General features: G+C 72.0%; 12 protein-coding genes and 1 tRNA gene. 8 read left to right on the top strand and 5 right to left on the bottom strand.

Translation table 11 applies throughout. The features are described 5' to 3' along the window. Window positions 1-5 precede the first annotated feature (5 nt). Genes ACQPW6_RS07675 through ACQPW6_RS07665 form a run of 3 tightly spaced genes read left to right on the top strand, consistent with a single transcriptional unit; the run spans window position 6 to window position 3,488 of the window. Window positions 6-1,892 carry a branched-chain amino acid ABC transporter permease gene (locus tag ACQPW6_RS07675; protein ID WP_433888782.1) on the top strand — a complete coding sequence of 629 codons (1,887 nt, stop codon included), beginning with the start codon at window positions 6-8 and terminating at the stop codon, window positions 1,890-1,892. Window positions 1,893-1,899: 7 nt separating this feature from the next. Next, window positions 1,900-2,775: an ABC transporter ATP-binding protein gene (locus ACQPW6_RS07670; RefSeq protein WP_433888781.1), complete on the top strand. Its 876-nt coding sequence runs from the start codon at window positions 1,900-1,902 to the stop codon at window positions 2,773-2,775. Next, window positions 2,772-3,488, top strand: coding sequence for an ABC transporter ATP-binding protein (locus ACQPW6_RS07665; RefSeq protein WP_433888780.1), 717 nt, complete (start codon window positions 2,772-2,774; stop codon window positions 3,486-3,488). The genes ACQPW6_RS07670 and ACQPW6_RS07665 overlap by 4 nt, the downstream gene beginning before the upstream one ends. An 81-nt stretch (window positions 3,489-3,569) precedes the next feature. Here the strand turns inward: ACQPW6_RS07665 and ACQPW6_RS07660 are convergent, their stop codons facing one another. Continuing rightward, the gene (locus ACQPW6_RS07660) at window positions 3,570-4,217 is read right to left on the bottom strand and encodes an ANTAR domain-containing response regulator (protein WP_433888779.1); all 648 of its coding nucleotides are present in this window, start codon (window positions 4,215-4,217) and stop codon (window positions 3,570-3,572) included. Window positions 4,218-4,317: 100 nt separating this feature from the next. Here ACQPW6_RS07660 and ACQPW6_RS07655 point away from each other — a divergent pair. Further along, window positions 4,318-4,392 (top strand) — tRNA-Leu (locus ACQPW6_RS07655). 107 nt (window positions 4,393-4,499) lie between these two features. Further along, on the top strand, window positions 4,500-5,249 hold the full coding sequence (locus tag ACQPW6_RS07650; protein WP_433888778.1) for a transcriptional regulator: 750 nt from the start codon (window positions 4,500-4,502) through the stop codon (window positions 5,247-5,249). A gap of 12 nt (window positions 5,250-5,261) precedes the next feature. On the opposite strand, the gene ACQPW6_RS07645 is transcribed toward ACQPW6_RS07650, so the two are convergent. Then, window positions 5,262-5,744 carry a PaaI family thioesterase gene (locus tag ACQPW6_RS07645; protein ID WP_433888777.1) on the bottom strand — a complete coding sequence of 161 codons (483 nt, stop codon included), beginning with the start codon at window positions 5,742-5,744 and terminating at the stop codon, window positions 5,262-5,264. A gap of 81 nt (window positions 5,745-5,825) precedes the next feature. Further along, window positions 5,826-8,105: an FdhF/YdeP family oxidoreductase gene (locus ACQPW6_RS07640; protein WP_433888776.1), complete on the bottom strand. Its 2,280-nt coding sequence runs from the start codon at window positions 8,103-8,105 to the stop codon at window positions 5,826-5,828. Between the two features lie 100 nt (window positions 8,106-8,205). Between ACQPW6_RS07640 and polA the strand changes: the two genes are divergently transcribed. Continuing rightward, window positions 8,206-10,920 (top strand): DNA polymerase I, encoded by a 2,715-nt coding sequence (polA, locus tag ACQPW6_RS07635; RefSeq protein ID WP_433888775.1) that lies wholly within the window; start codon window positions 8,206-8,208, stop codon window positions 10,918-10,920. A 213-nt stretch (window positions 10,921-11,133) separates the two neighbouring features. Beyond that, window positions 11,134-12,489, top strand: coding sequence for a lytic transglycosylase domain-containing protein (locus ACQPW6_RS07630; RefSeq protein WP_433888774.1), 1,356 nt, complete (start codon window positions 11,134-11,136; stop codon window positions 12,487-12,489). Window positions 12,490-12,514: 25 nt separating this feature from the next. Here the strand turns inward: ACQPW6_RS07630 and ACQPW6_RS07625 are convergent, their stop codons facing one another. Next, window positions 12,515-15,178, bottom strand: coding sequence for an ATP-dependent RNA helicase (locus ACQPW6_RS07625; protein ID WP_433894457.1), 2,664 nt, complete (start codon window positions 15,176-15,178; stop codon window positions 12,515-12,517). Between the two features lie 39 nt (window positions 15,179-15,217). Further along, window positions 15,218-16,075: a class I SAM-dependent methyltransferase gene (locus ACQPW6_RS07620; RefSeq protein ID WP_433888773.1), complete on the bottom strand. Its 858-nt coding sequence runs from the start codon at window positions 16,073-16,075 to the stop codon at window positions 15,218-15,220. A gap of 281 nt (window positions 16,076-16,356) precedes the next feature. On the opposite strand from ACQPW6_RS07620, the gene rpsA reads away from it, so the two are divergent. Then, window positions 16,357-17,871, top strand: a complete 1,515-nt coding sequence (gene rpsA, locus ACQPW6_RS07615; RefSeq protein WP_433888772.1) for a 30S ribosomal protein S1 — start codon at window positions 16,357-16,359, stop codon at window positions 17,869-17,871. The last annotated feature ends 194 nt before the right edge of the window (window positions 17,872-18,065 follow it).

Here is an 18,065-nt window from a genome sequence, read left to right as displayed (position 1 = left end):
CACCCATGACTGACATCACCACCGCCGCGCTCGGCCCCGGCCTCGGCACCGCCAACGACGGCGGCCGGCGCGTCGAGCCGTACCTGCGGCTGCCCGCCAACGTCGCCAGGGCCACCACCCTGGTCGGCGCCGTCGCGACCATCGCCGCGACCTTCATGTCCTGGACCTACACCACCGAGTTCCCCGGCGACCTCACCGTCTCCGGCTACCCCGGCGGCCTCCAGGTGCTCACCCTCATCGGCGGCATCCTCGCCGTGCTGTTCGCGCTCGCCGCGTTCGGCGTGCCACTGCTGCGCGTCCTGGTGCCCAGCCGCTCCAACAACGCGGTGCTGCTCATCGCCGCCGGCACCTTCGGCACCACCTGGTACACCGTCATCGCCATCGCGCAGAAACTCGGCGGCCTGGCCAACCTCGACCCCGGCGGCTTCGTCGCCGCCGCCGGCACCGCCATCCTGCTGATCGGCACCCTGTCGCTGCCGCTGCACCGGCAGCCCGCCGAGGACCCGGAGGCCGGCTACTACGAGCTCGGCCGGTTCGCCGACAACACAGCCGTCCGCGGCGGCTACCGCCGGATGCGCGAAGCCCGGCTCGACCACACCGACCTGCCGGTGTCCGACCCCGCCAAGCTCAACGTCTGGCTGCAGTGGCTGATCATCGTCATCGTCGCCGCCATCGGCCTGAAGGTCCTCACCTACGGGCTCGCCACCGGCTACACCGAGATCTTCGTCGGCTACCTCATCCTGGTCGCCTTCACCCTGTGGGCGCTGAGCGCCGCCGGACTCACCCGGCAGTTCTCCCGGATCACCGCCGAGCACCGGCGGTTCGCGTCCACCATGGGCTTCCTGGCCGCCGTCGCCTACCCGTTCGCCCAGAACAACGAGCACTGGGCCAACCTCGGCGTCAACATCCTGATCTTCGGCACGGTCGCCCTCGGCCTGAACATCGTCGTCGGCCTCACCGGCCTGCTCGACCTCGGCTACGTCGCCTTCCTCGGTGTCGGCGCCTACGCCGCGGCGCTGGTCTCCGGCTCCCAGTTCTCCGTCTGGTCCGGCGTCCAGTTCCCGTTCTGGGCCGCGGCCCTCACCGGCATGGCGGCCGCCCTCGTCTTCGGCGTGCTGATCGGCGCGCCCACCCTGCGGCTGCGCGGCGACTACCTGGCCATCGTCACGCTCGGCTTCGGTGAGATCTTCCGGATCGCCGTGAACAACCTCGACGGCGTCTCCGGCCCCAAGCTCACCGGCGGCCCCAACGGCATCTCGCAGATCCCCGAACTGTCGATCTTCGGCTACAACTTCGGCGGCACCCACGACATCGGCTCGTTCACGCTCGGCAGGTTCGCCAACTACTACCTGCTGATGCTGGTGATCACCGTCATCGTCGTGATGATCTTCACCCGCGCCGCCGACTCCCGGATCGGCCGCTCCTGGATCGCCATCCGCGAGGACGAGACCGCCGCCACCGCCATGGGCGTCAACGGCTTCCGCGTCAAGCTCATCGCGTTCGCGCTCGGCGCCAGCCTCGCCGGCCTGGCCGGTACGGTCAGCGCCCACGTCACCTACAACGTGGTGCCCAACCCGTACCAGTTCTCCGGCGCCGCACCGCCCAACTCCGCGTTCCTGCTCGCCGCCGTCGTCCTCGGCGGCATGGGAACGGTCAGCGGCCCCATCCTCGGTGCCGCGCTGCTCTACCTGATCCCGGAGAAACTCGGCTTCCTGGCCCGGTACGAACTGTTCGCCTTCGGCATCGTGCTGATCCTCATCATGCGGTTCCGCCCCGAGGGCATCATCCCCAACCGGCGCAGGCAGCTCGAATTCCACGAGGAAGACGCCCTGATCCCCGCGCAGCGCCCACTCGGCGACGACACCGTGCCCGTCGGCAAGGCAGGGGCGTGACCACACCATGACCACCACGAGCACCCACGCACCCGTCCCCGCGCAGACACCCGACGGGACACCACTGCTCCAGGCGCGCGGCGTCATCATGCGGTTCGGCGGCCTCACCGCCGTCCGGGACGTCGACCTGGCCGTCAACGCCGGCGAGATCGTCGGCCTCATCGGCCCCAACGGCGCCGGCAAGACCACCTTCTTCAACTGCCTCACCGGGCTGTACGTCCCGACCGAGGGCACCGTCACCTACCAGGGCAACGTCCTGCCGCCCAAGCCGCACCTCGTCACCAAGGCCGGCGTCGCCCGCACCTTCCAGAACATCCGGCTGTTCGCCAACATGACGGTGCTGGAGAACGTCCTGGTCGGACGGCACACCCGGACCCGCGAAGGGCTGCTGTCCGCCCTCGTGCGCGGCCCCGGCTACCACAAGGCCGAGGCGAAATCCCGGGTCAAGGCCATGGAACTCCTGGAGTTCACCGGCCTCGCCGACAAGGCCGAGCACCTCGCCCGCAACCTGCCCTACGGCGAGCAGCGCAAGCTGGAGATCGCCCGGGCACTCGCCAGCGAACCCGGCCTGCTGCTGCTCGACGAGCCCACCGCGGGCATGAACCCGCAGGAGACCCGGGCCACCGAGGAACTCGTCTTCGCGGTAAGGGACCAGGGCATCGCCGTCCTCGTCATCGAGCACGACATGCGCTTCATCTTCAACCTCTGCGACCGCGTCGCCGTCCTCGTCCAGGGCGAACTGCTCGTGGAGGGCAGCTCCGAGGTCGTCCAGCGCGACGAGCGCGTCATCGCCGCGTACCTCGGCGAACCCTACGAGGAGGACGGACCGGGCAAGGAAGCCGGCGACGCGTCGGAGCCCAGCAGCCAGGAGAACGACCGATGACCGCAATGCTCGAAGTCGAGGACCTCCGCGTCGCCTACGGCAAGATCGAAGCCGTCAAAGGCATCTCGTTCTCCGTCGAGGCCGGCCAGGTCGTCACCCTCATCGGCACCAACGGGGCCGGCAAGACCACGACGCTGCGCACCCTCAGCGGGCTGCTCAACCCCGTCTCGGGACGCATCGTCTTCAACGGCAAACCGCTCGCCCGGGTCCCCGCCCACAAGATCGTCTCGCTCGGGCTGGCGCACTCGCCCGAAGGGCGGCACATCTTCCCGCGGCTGACCATCGAGCAGAACCTGCAACTGGGCGCCTTCCTGCGCAAGGACACCGTGGCCATCGCCAAGGACATCCAGCGCGCCTGCGACCTCTTCCCGATCCTCGGCGAACGCAGGAAGCAGGCGGCCGGCACGCTGTCGGGCGGCGAGCAGCAGATGCTCGCCATGGGCCGGGCACTGATGTCCCAGCCCAAACTGCTCATGCTCGACGAGCCCTCCATGGGCCTGTCGCCGATCATGATGCAGAAGATCATGTCCACGATCGTGGAGCTCAAGTCGCAGGGCACCACGATCCTGCTCGTCGAGCAGAACGCGCAGGCCGCGCTCTCCCTCGCCGACCAGGGCCATGTGATGGAGATCGGCAACATCGTGCTCTCCGGCAGCGGGCGCGACCTGCTCAACGACGAGAAGGTCCGCAAGGCGTACCTCGGCGAGGACTGAGCACGCACCGCGCACGCACGCGAAGGGCCCGCACCCCCCCGGAGGGGTACGGGCCCTTTCGCCGTTCTCGCCGGCGGGGGGCTACTTCTCGGTGACCTCGTCGATGACGGCCTGCGCGACCGCCTGCATCGACATCCGCCGGTCCATCGACGTCTTCTGGATCCAGCGGAACGCCGCCGGCTCGCTCAGCCCGTACTTCGTCTGCAACACGCTCTTCGCCCGGTCCACCAGCTTGCGGGTCTCCAGCCGCAGCGAAAGATCCGCGATCTCCGCCTCCAGCGCCCGCAGCTCCTGGAACCGGCTCACCGCCATCTCGATCGCCGGCACCAGATCCGACTTGCTGAACGGCTTCACCAGATACGCCATCGCCCCCGCGTCCCGGGCCCGCTCCACCAGCTCCCGCTGCGAGAACGCCGTCAGCATCAACACCGGCGCCAGCTTCTCCGAGGCGATCCGCTCCGCCGCCGAGATCCCGTCCAGCACCGGCATCTTCACATCCAGGATCACCAGATCCGGCCGCTGCTCCTGCGCCAACTCCACCGCCCGCTCCCCGTCCCCGGCCTCACCGACGACGGAGTAGCCCTCCTCCTCCAGCATCTCCTTGAGATCCAGCCGGATCAGAGCCTCATCCTCAGCGATGACAACCCGCGTGGTCAGCGGCGGCACATGCGACTGCTCGTCCTGAGCCTGCTCATCCTGCGGCGTGGGGAACTCTTCGGGGGCGCTCACGGTGCTCCTCGTTCTCAGGGCGGGGTGCTGCACCCCGAGCCTACCCAGCTCCGATAACATTGGGGCACCGAGGGAGTAGGCTATCCTCTGTTTCGAAGGGGCCCCGGTAGCCCAATTGGCAGCAGGCAATGGATTCAAAACCCATACAGTGTCGGTTCGAGTCCGACCCGGGGCACTCTCCTTCGATTCCAAGGTAAGCGTCTCTTTAGCAAGATCACTGCACATGGTGAATCTCACGTCGATCCGTCGCGTTCACGCTGAGAGTGCCGCAGCCTCGGTCGTATGTACGACATCGCAACGCGCAGCAGGGCCCTGCAGATGGTGGCCGAGGGCCGCAGCCTCAACTCCGTCAGCCACCTCACCGGCATATCGCGCGCGTCGATTCGCGATTGGCTGGCCAGCGGTCTGGATCCTGTCAGCATCGGACGCGCCCCGCTACGTACGGATATCCCGGAGTACCCGTACCTCCTCGGCCTGTATCTGGGCGACGGCTGCCTCAGCCGTACCCATAGGGACGTGTACGCGCTGCGGATCGCCTGTGCCGACGCGTGGCCGGGCGTGGCAGACGCCTGCGAGCAGGCTATTCGCGCGGTGCGGCCTGGCGGTGCGGTCTGCAGGGTGCAGCAACAGGGGTGCGTTCAGGTCACCTCGACCAGCAAGCAGTGGCCTGAGGTGTTCCCCCAGCACGGGCCAGGCAAGAAGCACGAGCGGGCCATCGTTCTGGAGTCGTGGCAGCAGGAGATAGTCGACGCTCACCCGTGGGAGTTCGTCCGGGGGCTGATCCATTCCGACGGGTGTCGGGTCACCAACTGGACCGAGCGGGTCGTGGGCGGGGTGCGGAAGCGCTATGAGTATCCGCGGTACTTCTTCACGAACATGTCCGAGGACATCCTTCGGCTGTACTGCGCCACCCTCGACGCGGTCGGGGTCGAGTGGCGGGTCGCTCGCAGCGGCGCCCGCGCGTACAACGTCTCTGTCGCCCGCCGCGCGTCCGTCGCGCTGATGGATCGGCACGTCGGGCCCAAGCACTGACGTCGAAGTGGCCTACTCCGGGGCGGTGGTGGCTGCCGGGGCGGCGGGGCGGAGGAGGCAGGTGAGGCGGGCGGTGCAGACGCGTTTGGCGGTGGCGTCGTCGGTGATCACGATCTCGTAGGTGGCCGAGGAGCGGCCGCGGTGGACGGGGGTGGCGGTGCCGGTGACCGTGCCGGTGCGCAGGCCGCGGTGGTGGGTGGCGTTGAGGTCCACGCCGACGGCGATCTTGCCGGGGCCGCCGTGCAGCATCGCGCCCAGCGAGCCGAGGGTCTCGGCGAGTACGGCGGAGGCGCCGCCGTGCAGGAGGCCGTAGGGCTGGGTGTTGCCCTCGACGGGCATGGTGCCGACGACCTTCTCCGGGGCGGCCTCGATGACGTGGATGCCCATCCGCTCGCCGAGGTGTCCGGCGGAGAAGAGCTTCTGGAGGTCCACGCCGAGGTCGGCGTACTGCTCCAGGGTGCCGGGCGGGAAGGTGGTGGCGGCGTGCTCGCCCATGGGGTCGGCTCCGATCGTCCGTGCTGTGTGCGTCAGCGGTGGTTCCGTGTTGCTCGCTGCCTCTGTGTAGCACACAGCTTTCTACCCGTTGACCGGCGGCTCCAGCCTGATGACCAGTGACTTGGCGGCCGGGGTGTTGCTGGTGTCGGCGGTGTGGTCCAGCGGGATGAGGACGTTGGTCTCGGGGTAGTACGCGGCGGCGCAGCCCCGCGGGGTGCGGTAGTGGACGACGCGGAAGCCTTCCGCGCGCCGCTCGGTGCCGTCGGTCCACTCGCTGACGAGGTCGGTGTAGTCGCCGTCGGCCAGGCCGCGGGCGGCGGCGTCGTCGGGGTGCACGAGGACGACCCGGCGGCCGGCCTTGATGCCGCGGTAGCGGTCGTCGAGCCCGTAGATCGTGGTGTTGTACTGGTCGTGCGAGCGCAGCGTCTGGAGCAGCAGCCGCCCCTCGGGCACCTGCGGGTACTCGATCTGCGCCGCGGTGAAGTTGGCCTTGCCGGTGGCGGTGGGGAAGGTGCGGGTGTCGCGCGGCGCGTGCGGCAGGGTGAAGCCGCCGGGGTGCCGTACCCGGGTGTTGAAGTCGGCGAAGCCGGGGACGACGTTGGCGATCCGGTCCCGGACGAGGTCGTAGTCGGCTTCGAAGTCCGCCCAGGGGATGACGCTGTGGTGGCCGAGCACGGCCTGGGCGAGCCGGGTGACGATGGCGGGCTCGGACAGCAGGTGCGGGGAGGCGGGGGTGAGCCGGCCCCGGGAGGCGTGCACCATCCCCATGGAGTCCTCGACGGTGACGAACTGGGCGCCGCCGGCCTGGACGTCCTTGTCGCTGCGGCCGAGCGTGGGCAGGATCAGCGCGCGGGCCCCGGTGACGGCGTGCGACCGGTTGAGCTTGGTGGAGACGTGCACGGTGAGCCGGGCGCGCCGCATGGCGGCCTCGGTGACGTTCGTGTCGGGGGACGCGGCGACGAAGTTGCCGCCCATCGCGAAGAACACCTTGGCCTCGCCGTCGCGCAGGGCGCCGATGGCGCGGACCACGTCGAGCCCGTGGTGCCGGGGCGGTTCGAAGCCGAACTCGTCGCGCAGCGCGTCCAGGAAGGCGGCGGGCGGCCGTTCGAAGATGCCCATGGTGCGGTCGCCCTGCACGTTGCTGTGCCCGCGCACCGGGCAGACCCCGGCGCCCGGCCGGCCGACGTTGCCGCGCAGCAGCAGGAAGTTGACGACCTCGCGGATGGTCGGCACGGCGTGCTTGTGCTGGGTGAGGCCCATCGCCCAGCACACGACGATGCTCTTGGCGCCGGTGACCAGGGTGTGGAGTTCGCCGATCTCCGCGCGGCTGAGGCCGGTGGCGCGCTCCACCTCGTCCCAGTCGGCGGCGAGCGCCGCGGCCCGGTACTCCTGGTAGCCGTGGGTGTGCTCGTCGATGAAGTCCCGGTCGAGGGCGTCCGCTTCGATGAGCAGCCGGCCGAGCGCGCGGAACAGCGCCTGGTCGCCGCCGAGCCTGATCGGCAGGAACAGGTCGGTGAGTACGGTGCCGTGCCCGGCGAGCCCGGTGGCGGTCTGTGGGTTCTTGAACCGCTCCATGCCCGCTTCCTGCAGCGGGTTGACGGTGACGATCCGCGCCCCGTTGCGCTTGGCCTTCTCCAGCGAGGAGAGCATCCGCGGGTGGTTGGTGCCGGGGTTCTGCCCGGCCACGATGATCAGTTCGGCCTGGTGGAGGTCTTCGAGCAGCACGCTGCCCTTGCCGACGCCGAGGGTCTCGGTGAGGGCGGAGCCGGACGACTCGTGGCACATGTTGGAGCAGTCGGGCAGGTTGTTGGTGCCGTACTCGCGGGCGAACAGCTGGAAGAGGAACGCGGCTTCGTTGCTGGTGCGGCCCGAGGTGTAGAAGACGGCCTCGTCGGGGGAGTCCAGGGCGCGCAGCTCCTCGGCGACGAGGTCGAAGGCGCGCTCCCAGGGGATGGCCTCGTAGCGTTCGGCGCCTTCCGCGAGGTACATCGGCTGGGTGATGCGGCCCTGCTGGCCGAGCCAGTAGCCGCTGCGCCGGGCGAGGTCGGCGACGGGGTGCTCCGCGAAGAAGTCGGGGGTGACCTGGCGCAGGGTGGCCTCTTCGGCCACGGCCTTGGCGCCGTTCTCGCAGAACTCGAAAATGTGCCGGTGGTCGCCCTCCGGCCAGGCGCAGCCGGGGCAGTCGAAGCCGTCCTTCTGGTTGACCTTGAGCAGCGTGCCGGTGGCCCGCCGCGCTCCCATCTGGGCCCCGGCGATCTTCATCGTCTGCCCGATGGCGGGCAGCCCCGCCGCGGCGTGCTTCGGCGCGCGCACCTGCGGCGCGTCCTGAACGGGGTCACCCTGAGGCGGCTTCTTTGCCATGCAACCGATACTGCCACGCACGTGTGACGTCGGAGCGGCGCGGTGCGGCGCGAACTCGTACGCGGCGGCACTGTCAGTGCGGCGTGGGAGGATCGGGGACGTGGCAGAGAAAGCATCGAAGACGAAGAACGACCGGCCCCGGCTGATGTTGCTGGACGGGCACTCGCTGGCGTATCGGGCGTTTTACGCGCTGCCCGTGGAGAACTTCAGCACCGCCACGGGGCAGCCGACGAACGCGGTCTACGGGTTCACGTCCATGCTCGCGAACACGTTGCGTGACGAGCAGCCCACGCACCTCGCGGTCGCGTTCGACGTGTCGCGCAAGACCTGGCGGTTCGACGAGTTCCCCGAGTACAAGGCGACCCGCTCCAAGACGCCGGACGAGTTCCGCAGCCAGGTGGAGCTGATCGGCGAGCTGCTCGACGCGATGTCGGTCAGCCGGTTCGCCGTCGAGGGCTTCGAGGCGGACGACGTGCTTGCCACCCTCGCCAGCCAGGCCGAGGAGCTCGGCTACGACGTGCTGATCGTGACCGGCGACCGGGACGCGTTCCAGCTGGTGTCGGACCATGTGACGGTGCTGTACCCGACCAAGGGCGTCTCCGAGCTGACTCGCTACACCCCGGCGAAGGTCGAGGAGCGCTACGGGCTGACCCCGCGCCAGTACCCGGACTTCGCGGCGCTGCGCGGCGACCCGTCGGACAACCTGCCCGGCATCCCCGGCGTGGGGGAGAAGACCGCGGCGAAGTGGATCACCCAGTTCGGGTCGTTCACCGACCTGGTCGAGCGGGTGGACGAGGTCAAGGGCAAGGCCGGCGAGAACCTGCGGGCGCATCTGGACGCGGTGAAGCTCAACCGCCGGCTGACGGAGATGGTGCGGGACGTGCCGCTGCCGCTGGGCCCCGAGGGCCTGGCCCGGCCGCCGTACGACCGCACCGCGCTGGGCACGGTGCTGGACGCGCTGGAGTTCCGCAACGCCAACTTCCGCGAGCGGCTGTTCGCCGCCGACCCGGGCACCGAGCTGGACGAGCCGGCCGTCGAGCCGGGCGTGGCGGTGGACGGCACGCTGCTGACGGCCGGCGATCTGCCGCAGTGGCTGGCCGAGCACACCGAGGGGCCGCTCGGCCTGGCCAGTGTGGACACCTGGGCGCTGGGCAGCGGCACGGTCACCCAGGTCGCGCTGGCGGACTCCGCCGCGGCGGCCTGGTTCGACCCGGCGCAGCTCGACGAGGCCGACGAGAAGGCGTTCGCGGCCTGGCTGGCCGACCCGGCCCGCCCGAAGGTGCTGCACAACGCGAAGAACGTGGAGCGGGTGTTCGCCGAGCACGGCTGGCAGATCGACGGCATCACCATGTGCACCGCGCTGGCGGCGTATCTGATCAAGCCGGGCCGCCGCTCGTTCGCCCTGGACGTGCTGTCGGTGGAGTACCTGGGCCGCGAGCTGGCGCCGGCCGACACCGGCAGCGGGCAGCTGGCCTTCGGCGAGGAGGACGAGGACGAGGAGAGCGCGGCGGCCGAGGCGCTGATGGTGCAGGCCCGCACGGTGCTCGACCTCGGCGAGGTGTTCACCGAGCGGCTGCCCGAGGTGGGCGCGATGGAGCTGCTGCACGATGTGGAGCTGCCGACGTCGGCGCTGCTGGCCCGGATGGAGCGGGCCGGGATCGCCGCCGACCGGGACCATCTGGAGGGCCTGGAGCAGCAGTTCGCCGCCGCGGTGCAGCACGCGGTGGTCGAGGCGCACGGTTCGGTGGGGCACGAGTTCAACCTCGGCTCGCCCAAGCAGCTCCAGGAGGTGCTGTTCGGCGAGCTGGGCCTGCCCAAGACGAAGAAGACCAAGACCGGTTACACCACCGACGCGGACGCGCTGGCGTGGCTGGCCGCGCAGACCGACCACGAGCTGCCGGTGATCATGCTGCGGCACCGCGAGCAGGCCAAGCTGCGGGTCACTGTGGAGGGCCTGGTCAAGACGATCGCGCCGGACGGGCGGATCCACACCTCGTTCAGCCAGACGGTGGCGGCCACCGGCCGGCTGTCGTCCACCGACCCGAACCTGCAGAACGTGCCGATCCGCACCGACGAGGGCCGGGCGATCCGCCGCGGCTTCGTGGTCGGCCGGGGCTTCGAGTCGCTGCTGACGGCCGACTACAGCCAGATCGAACTGCGGGTGATGGCCCACCTGTCGGAGGACGAGGGCCTGATCGCGGCCTTCACCTCGGGCGAGGACCTGCACAGCACCGTCGGCTCGCAGGTCTTCGGCGTGCCGCGGGACGCGGTGGACTCCGAGATGCGCCGCAAGATCAAGGCGATGTCGTACGGCCTGGCGTACGGGCTGTCCGCGTTCGGCCTGTCCGGGCAGCTGGGCATCGAGGCGGCCGAGGCGCGGGCGCTGATCGAGACGTACTTCGAGCGGTTCGGCGGGGTGCGGGACTACCTGCACCGGGTGGTGGAGGAGGCCAGGGGCACCGGCTACACCTCCACGCTGCTGGGCCGCCGCCGCTATCTGCCGGACCTCAACAGCGACAACCGGCAGCGCCGGGAGATGGCCGAGCGGATGGCGCTGAACGCGCCGATCCAGGGTTCGGCGGCCGACATCGTGAAGATCGCGATGCTGCGGGTGGACGCGGCGCTGGCCGCCGAGCGGCTGACCTCCCGGCTGCTGCTCCAGGTGCATGACGAGATCGTGCTCGAAGTCGCCCCCGGCGAGCGGGAGAAGGCCGAGGAGATCGTCCGCCGCGAGATGGCCGGGGCGTATCCGCTGCGGGCGCCGCTCGACGTGTCGGTGGGTGACGGCGCGGACTGGGAGTCGGCCGCGCACTGAGGCCGGGAGCCGACCCTGTGCGAGACCTGTGTGTACGTGCTGCGTCCCGTCGGTGAAGGCTCCTCCAACAGTCCAGAACGCGTACCGAATTGCGGTGTTTCCTACCGTTCGGGTACCTCCGGAACTGTGGTCCGGGGGCTGAAGTTGCCGTAGGGTCAACCGAGTTGTGGCGCCGGTACGGCGTACATCTCGCACAGCGGAGGGGACTGCGGAATGGCAGCGCGGCGGTACGGGCGAAGGCTACGCAGGGGAGCGGCAGGCACGGCGGTGGCGGCGGCGGCGATGGCCGCGCTGGGTGCCTCGCAGGCACCGGGGTTCCTCCCGGTGGCCCACGCGTCCACCACGTCGGCCGCCGCGCAGGACCACGGCCAGGACCAGCCGGCCGCTCCGCCGGCCGGCCAGCCGATCGACGGCGGCTCCCCGTACTTCACCGACCTGCCGCCGCTCAACACCCCCACCGGCCCCACCCCGCCGGTCACCAGCGGCCCCGGCAGCCCCAGCGTGACCGTCCCCGGCGGCGGCCCGAGCCTGCCGGCCACCGTGCTCGACGCGTACCAGCGCGCCCAGGAGGCCGTCGCGGCCAGCGACCCCGGCTGCCACCTGCCGTGGCAGCTGCTCGCCGCCATCGGCCAGGTCGAGTCGGGCCAGGCCCGCGGCGGCGAGGTGGCCGCCGACGGTACGACGTACTCGCCGATCCTCGGCCCGGTGCTCAACGGCCAGGGCTTCGCGAACATCAGCGACACCGACGGCGGCGCCTACGACGGCGACCCGGTGCACGACCGGGCGGTGGGGCCGATGCAGTTCATCCCGTCCACCTGGGCGACCTGGGGCGCGGACGGCAACGGTGACGGGATACGCAACCCCAACAACGTGTACGACGCCGCGCTGGCCGCCGCCCACTACCTGTGCGCCGACGGCCGCGACCTGGCCGTCCCGCACGACATGGACCAGGCGATCCTCGGCTACAACCACTCGCAGGACTACCTGAACCTGGTGCGGGCCTGGTACGAGCACTTCATGTCGGGAACCACCGTCGCGGTGCCCGACCACGGCGTCGCCCCGTACGCGCCGGTCAAGTCGCCGGCCCCGCACGGCTCCGGGCCGCTCCCGCCGCTGGCCCCGTCGCAGTACGGCAACGGCCGCCCCACCCCGTCGGGCAGCCCCTCCGGCTCGCCGACGAGCCCGCCCGGTACGCCCACCACCGGCCCGACCGGCACTCCGACCGGCGGCCCCACCACCGGACCGACCTCCGGCCCGACCACCGGACCCCCCACCACGGGGCCGACCACCGGGCCCACCACGGGCCCGACGACGGGACCCACCACCGGGCCGACCGGCACGCCGACCGACCCGGGCTGCCCGACGGACACGCCCACGCCGACGCCGACCGACAGCGGCACCGCCTCGCCGACGCCGACGCCGACCGCCACCCCGACGGGCACGCCCACCGACTCGCCGACGCCCGACCCGTGCGCCACGGACACCCCGACGCCCACGCCGTCACCCACGGACACCGGCGGCGCCGCCACCGGCCCCGTCGTCTCACCGAGCGCGGCGCCCACCTCCTGACGAGGCGCCCGGCGCGCCGTCCCGGCTAAGGGCGCCGGGGGTTGTTGGTGCGCCGGGTCGGCGCGGCCGTCGTCGGGTCCTCCGGCCAGGGGTGCCTGGGGTACCGGCCGCGCAACTCCGCGCGCACCGCCCGGTAGCCCTCGCGCCAGAACGAGGCCAGGTCCGCAGTCACCGCCGCGGGCCGCCCGGCCGGCGACAGCAGATGGAAGAGCACCGGCACCCCGGCGATCAGCGGGGTGTCCCGCAGCCCGAACAACTCCTGGAGTTTCACCGCCAGTACGGGCTGCTCGCCGCTGTAGTCCACCCGGACCCGGGAGCCGCTGGGCACCTCGATCCGCTCCGGGGCCAGCTCGCCGAACCGGCCCGCCCGGCCGGTGGACCACGGCAGCAGCCGGGGCAGCGCGCCGCCCGCCTCGATCCGCTCCAGGTCCGACCGGCGGCGGGCGGTGGCGAGTTCGGGGCCCAGCCACTCCTCGGCGCGGTCGAGCAGCGCCTCCTCCGACACGTCGGGCCACGGCTCGCCGACCGCCCGGTGCACGAACGCCATCCGCGCCCGGGTCTCGCGGGCCTCCCGCGACCAGCGCAGCAGCCCGGTGCCCTCGGCCCGCAGGCCGTCGAGCAGGGCCGCTCGCAGCAGTGCGCGGTCCGGGGTGCGCAGCGGCGCCGCCGTCAACTCCACGGCGCCCAGCCGCTCCACCCGCCGGGCCACCACGTCGCCGTCCCGCCAGCGCACCTCCTCGTAGCGCTCCAGCACTCCGCCGGCCGCCTGCCGGGCGATGTCCTCGTCGATCACCGCGGCCACCCGTACCCGCGCCGACGCCTTGCCCACTCCGCGGTCGGCCACGGCGACCGCCAGCCACTCCGCCTCACCGATCCCGCCGCCGACCTCGGCCGCCGTCCCGCCGACCATCAGATACACCCCGGCCCCGCGCCGCCGCCCGATCCGCTCGGGAAACGCCAGCGCCGCGACCAGCCCGGCGGCGGCGTCGTCCCCTGTTCGGCCGGGCCGTGCGGCGGTGTCGTCGCCCGTCCGGCTGGGCCGTCCGTCGTCGTCCCCCGCCCGGCCGGCCCGTCCGGGGGTGTCGTCGCCCGTCCGGCTGGGCCGTGCGGGGGTGCCGTCGCCTGTTCGGCCGGGCCGTGCGGCGGTGTCGTCCCCCGTCCGGCTGGGCCGTGCGGCGGTGTCGTCGGCGTCCAGGGCCGCGCGCAGACGGGACGCCTCGGCGCGCCAGCGGGACGCGTAGCCGTCGGCGGCACGGCGCGCGGTGTGCCAGGCGGCGGTGAGGTCGGGGCCGTAGGAGTGCGGCAGTTCCTCCGACAGCAGGGCGGTGATCTCGGCGGCGCGGCGGGCGCCCAGCGCCGGGGCCGCGTCCAGCAGGGCGCGGGCCAGCCGCGGATGCAGGCCGATCAGCGACAGCCGGCGGCCCCTGCCGGTGGCGCGGCCCGCCTGATCGACCGCGCCCAGGCCGTGCAGCGTCGCCCGGGCCGCGGCCAGCGCCCCCGGCGGCGGGGCGTCGAGCAGCGCCAGCCCGGCGGCCTCCGGCTCGCCCCAGCAGGACGCCTGCAAGGCGAACGCGGTGAGGTCGGCGAGCGCGATCTCCGGGGCCGGCTGCCGCGCGAGGCGGCCGTGCTCGGCCTGCGTCCAGCAGCGGTAGACCGTGCCGGGGGCCTCCCGCCCGGCCCGGCCGGCCCGCTGCTCGGCGGCGGCCCGGGACACCCGGACCGTCGTCAGCGCCCCGAGCCCGCGCGCGTGGTCCATCCGCGGCTCGCGGGCCAGGCCGCAGTCGACCACGACCCGCACCCCGGGCACCGTCAGGCTCGACTCGGCGACCGAGGTGGCCAGCAGCACCCGGCGCCGCTCGCCCGGTGCGAGCGCCGCGTCCTGCACGGCGGCCGGCGCGCGACCGTGCAACTGGACGACGTCCACGCCGAGTCCGGTCAGCAGCCCGGCCACCCTGGCGATCTCCCCGGTGCCCGGCAGGAAGCACAGCACGTCGCCCTCCCGCTCCCGCAGGGCCCGCCGCACCACCGCCGCCACATGCGCGAGCAGCGCCGGATCGACCCGCATGCCGTGCGGCGGCCTGACCGGCACGGTCGGCGGCGCCCACTCCACGGCCACCGGGTGCAGGACGCCCGCGGCCTCCACCACCGGCGCCGGCGGCCGGTCCGGGCCGCCGCCGAGCAGCCGGGCCCACGCGGCGGTGTCGGTGGTCGCGGACGCCGCGAGCAGCCGCAACTCCGGCCGCAGGAGGGCCCGTACGTCCAGCAGGAAGGCCATCGCGGTGTCGGCGTCCAGGTGCCGCTCGTGGCACTCGTCGAGCAGGACGGTGCCCACCCCGGCCAGTTCCGGGTCGCGCTGCAACCGCTGGAGCAGGACCCCGGTGGTCACCACCTCCACCCGGGTGCGGGCCGACACCTTCCGCTCGCCGCGCACGGTGAAGCCGACGCTCTCGCCGACCGGCTCCCCGAGCAGCCAGGCCATCCGGCGGGCCGCCGCCCGCGCCGCCATCCGGCGCGGCTCGGCGACCAGCACCCGGCCGTCGAACGCGGCGGCCAGCAGCAGCGGCACCAGCGTGGTCTTGCCCGTGCCCGGCGGCGCGGCCAGCACCGCGCACCCGTCGCCGCCGAGCGCGTCGAGCAGCGCGGGCACCACGCCCGCGACGGGCAGCGCCAGCCCCTCGGGGCGGATCACCAGCTCGCCCGGCCTGCCCCGGTCCTTCGCCGCCGGCACCTACTCCGCCGCGCAGACGAAGATCGCCGTGCCGGGCAGCAGCCGGCCGCGCAGCGGCGACCAGCCGCCCCACTCCTGGTCGTTCCACCGCGGCCACTCCGGCTCGACGAGGTCGACCAGCCGCAGGCCGGCCGCGGCGATCTCCCGCACCCGGTCGCCCAGCGTGCGGTGGTGCTCGACGTAGACGGCCAGGCCCCGGTCGTCCTGCTCGACGTACGGGGTGCGGTCGAAGTACGAGGACACCGCCGTCAGCCCCTCGGGGCCCGGCTCGTCGGGAAAGGCCCAGCGCACCGGGTGCGTCACCGAGAAGACCCACCGCCCGCCGGGCCGCAGCACCCGGCGCACCTCGCGCTGCACCCGCGCGGTGTCGGCGATGAACGGCAGCGCCCCGTACGCCGAGCAGACCAGGTCGAACGAGCCGTCGGCGAACGGCAGCGACCCCGCGTCGGCCTGCACCAGCGGCACCGAGCCGGCCGCGTGCCCGTCCCCGTTCTCGGAGTCCCGCTGCTCGTCGGCGATCTCCTCGGCGATCCGCCGCGCGTGCTGGAGCTGCCGGTGGGACAGGTCCAGCGCCACCGGGTGCGCGCCCCGCGCGGCCAGCCAGCGCGAGCACTGCGCCGCCCCGGCGCCGATCTCCAGCACCGACAGGTCCTTCAGCCCGGCGGCGGGGCCGAGCAGTTCGGCCTCGGCCTCGTCCAGGCCCTCCGGGCCCCAGACGAACCGGTCGTCGCCGAGGAACTCGCCGTGCTCGACCTGGTAGTCGTCCGCGTTGCGGTCCCACCAGCCCCGATTGGCCCGGCTGCTCTCGGTGACCCCGGCACTACGCCGGGTGGCTTCAGGTTCTGGTCCTTGGATCATCGCGGCAGTCGTCGTACTCTCTGAAGTGACCAGCGGTCGGGTGACTTGTGCCGGTACGGTCCGTTACGCGCCTGGTGTGCTCTTCGTGCATTGACCGTGCCCGGCTGCCCCCGTATGCTACAAGTTGCGCTGCGAGCCTGCGCGCCTCAGACATAGCAGGCTGCGCTCCACTTGTTGAAGACCCCTCGGCCCAACGGCTGTCCGGAACCCGGCAGGAGCGAAAAGGGCCCACGGCGTAGCAGTACCTACGACTTACTGTCCGTACCGGAGTCCTTTCCCTAATGACGAGCAGCACCGAGGCCCCTCGCACCACACCGCAGGTGGCGGTCAACGACATCGGCAACGAGGAAGCCTTCCTCGCCGCGATCGATGAGACGATCAAGTACTTCAACGACGGCGACATCGTGGATGGCGTCATCGTGAAGGTCGACCGGGACGAGGTCCTGCTCGACATCGGTTACAAGACCGAAGGTGTCATCCCCTCCCGCGAGCTGTCCATCAAGCACGACGTCGACCCCAACGAGGTCGTCGCCGTGGGCGATGAGATCGAGGCCCTCGTCCTCCAGAAGGAGGACAAGGAAGGCCGGCTGATCCTCTCGAAGAAGCGGGCGCAGTACGAGCGCGCCTGGGGCACGATCGAGAAGATCAAGGAAGAGGACGGGATCGTCACCGGTACCGTCATCGAGGTCGTCAAGGGCGGCCTCATCCTCGACATCGGCCTCCGCGGCTTCCTGCCGGCCTCGCTCGTCGAGATGCGCCGGGTGCGCGACCTCCAGCCCTACGTGGGCAAGGAGCTCGAGGCGAAGATCATCGAGCTGGACAAGAACCGCAACAACGTGGTGCTGTCCCGCCGTGCCTGGCTGGAGCAGACCCAGAGCGAGGTCCGCCAGACCTTCCTCACCACCCTGCAGAAGGGCCAGGTGCGCTCCGGCGTCGTCTCCTCCATCGTCAACTTCGGTGCGTTCGTGGACCTCGGCGGCGTCGACGGTCTGGTGCACGTCTCGGAGCTGTCCTGGAAGCACATCGACCACCCCTCCGAGGTCGTCGAGGTCGGCCAGGAGGTCACGGTCGAGGTGCTGGACGTGGACATGGACCGCGAGCGCGTCTCGCTGTCGCTGAAGGCCACCCAGGAAGACCCGTGGCAGCAGTTCGCCCGCACCCACCAGATCGGGCAGGTCGTTCCCGGCAAGGTCACCAAGCTGGTTCCGTTCGGCGCGTTCGTCCGGGTGGACGAGGGCATCGAGGGCCTGGTGCACATCTCCGAGCTGGCCGAGCGCCACGTGGAGATCCCGGAGCAGGTCGTCCAGGTCAACGACGAGATCTTCGTCAAGGTCATCGACATCGACCTGGAGCGCCGCCGGATCTCGCTGTCGCTCAAGCAGGCGAACGAGTCCTTCGGCTCCGACCCGGCCTCGGTCGAGTTCGACCCGACGCTGTACGGCATGGCCGCGTCGTACGACGACCAGGGCAACTACATCTACCCCGAGGGCTTCGACCCCGAGACCAACGACTGGCTCGAGGGGTACGACAAGCAGCGCGAGGAGTGGGAGGGCCAGTACGCCACGGCCCAGACCCGCTTCGAGCAGCACCAGGCGCAGGTCATCAAGTCCCGCGAGGCCGACGAGCAGGCGGCGGCCGAGGGTGCCACCGCGGCTCCCGCGGCCGGCGGCGCCCCCGGTGCGAGCACCGGTGGCGGCGGCTCCTACTCCTCGGAGTCGGACGACACCTCCGGCGCGCTGGCCTCGGACGAGGCGCTGGCGGCGCTCCGCGAGAAGCTCGCGGGCGGCCAGAGCTAGACGCTCGCCGCTAGGCCAAGCCCCACGTACCGCGGGCCCGGCGCCCTCCTCACGGAGGCCGCCGGGCCCGCGGTCTTTTGGTTGCTACCGGGGGCAAGCCCCCGGACCCCCCTCGGGGCTTGCCCCCGGACCCCCTGCCGGGGCGGAGCCCCGATTCCCCCTGCCTCCCGGAGGGGAAAACGTAGGCGGTGGGA

This window comes from Streptomyces sp. CA-111067, assembly GCF_050956065.1.
Taxonomy (GTDB): Bacteria; Actinomycetota; Actinomycetes; order Streptomycetales; family Streptomycetaceae; genus Actinacidiphila.
This window is presented reverse-complemented; position numbering and strand designations above follow the sequence as displayed.

Excerpts from the sequence above, each read along its gene's own strand:
- ACQPW6_RS07630 (WP_433888774.1), top strand. The coding sequence starts at position 11,134 with ATGGCAGCGCGGCGGTACGGGCGAAGGCTACGCAGGGGAGCGGCAGGC.
- ACQPW6_RS07620 (WP_433888773.1), bottom strand. The coding sequence starts at position 16,075 with ATGATCCAAGGACCAGAACCTGAAGCCACCCGGCGTAGTGCCGGGGTC.
- ACQPW6_RS07670 (WP_433888781.1), top strand. The coding sequence starts at position 1,900 with ATGACCACCACGAGCACCCACGCACCCGTCCCCGCGCAGACACCCGAC.
- ACQPW6_RS07650 (WP_433888778.1), top strand. The coding sequence starts at position 4,500 with ATGTACGACATCGCAACGCGCAGCAGGGCCCTGCAGATGGTGGCCGAG.
- ACQPW6_RS07675 (WP_433888782.1), top strand. The coding sequence starts at position 6 with ATGACTGACATCACCACCGCCGCGCTCGGCCCCGGCCTCGGCACCGCC.
- ACQPW6_RS07645 (WP_433888777.1), bottom strand. The coding sequence starts at position 5,744 with ATGGGCGAGCACGCCGCCACCACCTTCCCGCCCGGCACCCTGGAGCAG.
- rpsA (WP_433888772.1), top strand. The coding sequence starts at position 16,357 with ATGACGAGCAGCACCGAGGCCCCTCGCACCACACCGCAGGTGGCGGTC.
- ACQPW6_RS07665 (WP_433888780.1), top strand. The coding sequence starts at position 2,772 with ATGACCGCAATGCTCGAAGTCGAGGACCTCCGCGTCGCCTACGGCAAG.
- ACQPW6_RS07640 (WP_433888776.1), bottom strand. The coding sequence starts at position 8,105 with ATGGCAAAGAAGCCGCCTCAGGGTGACCCCGTTCAGGACGCGCCGCAG.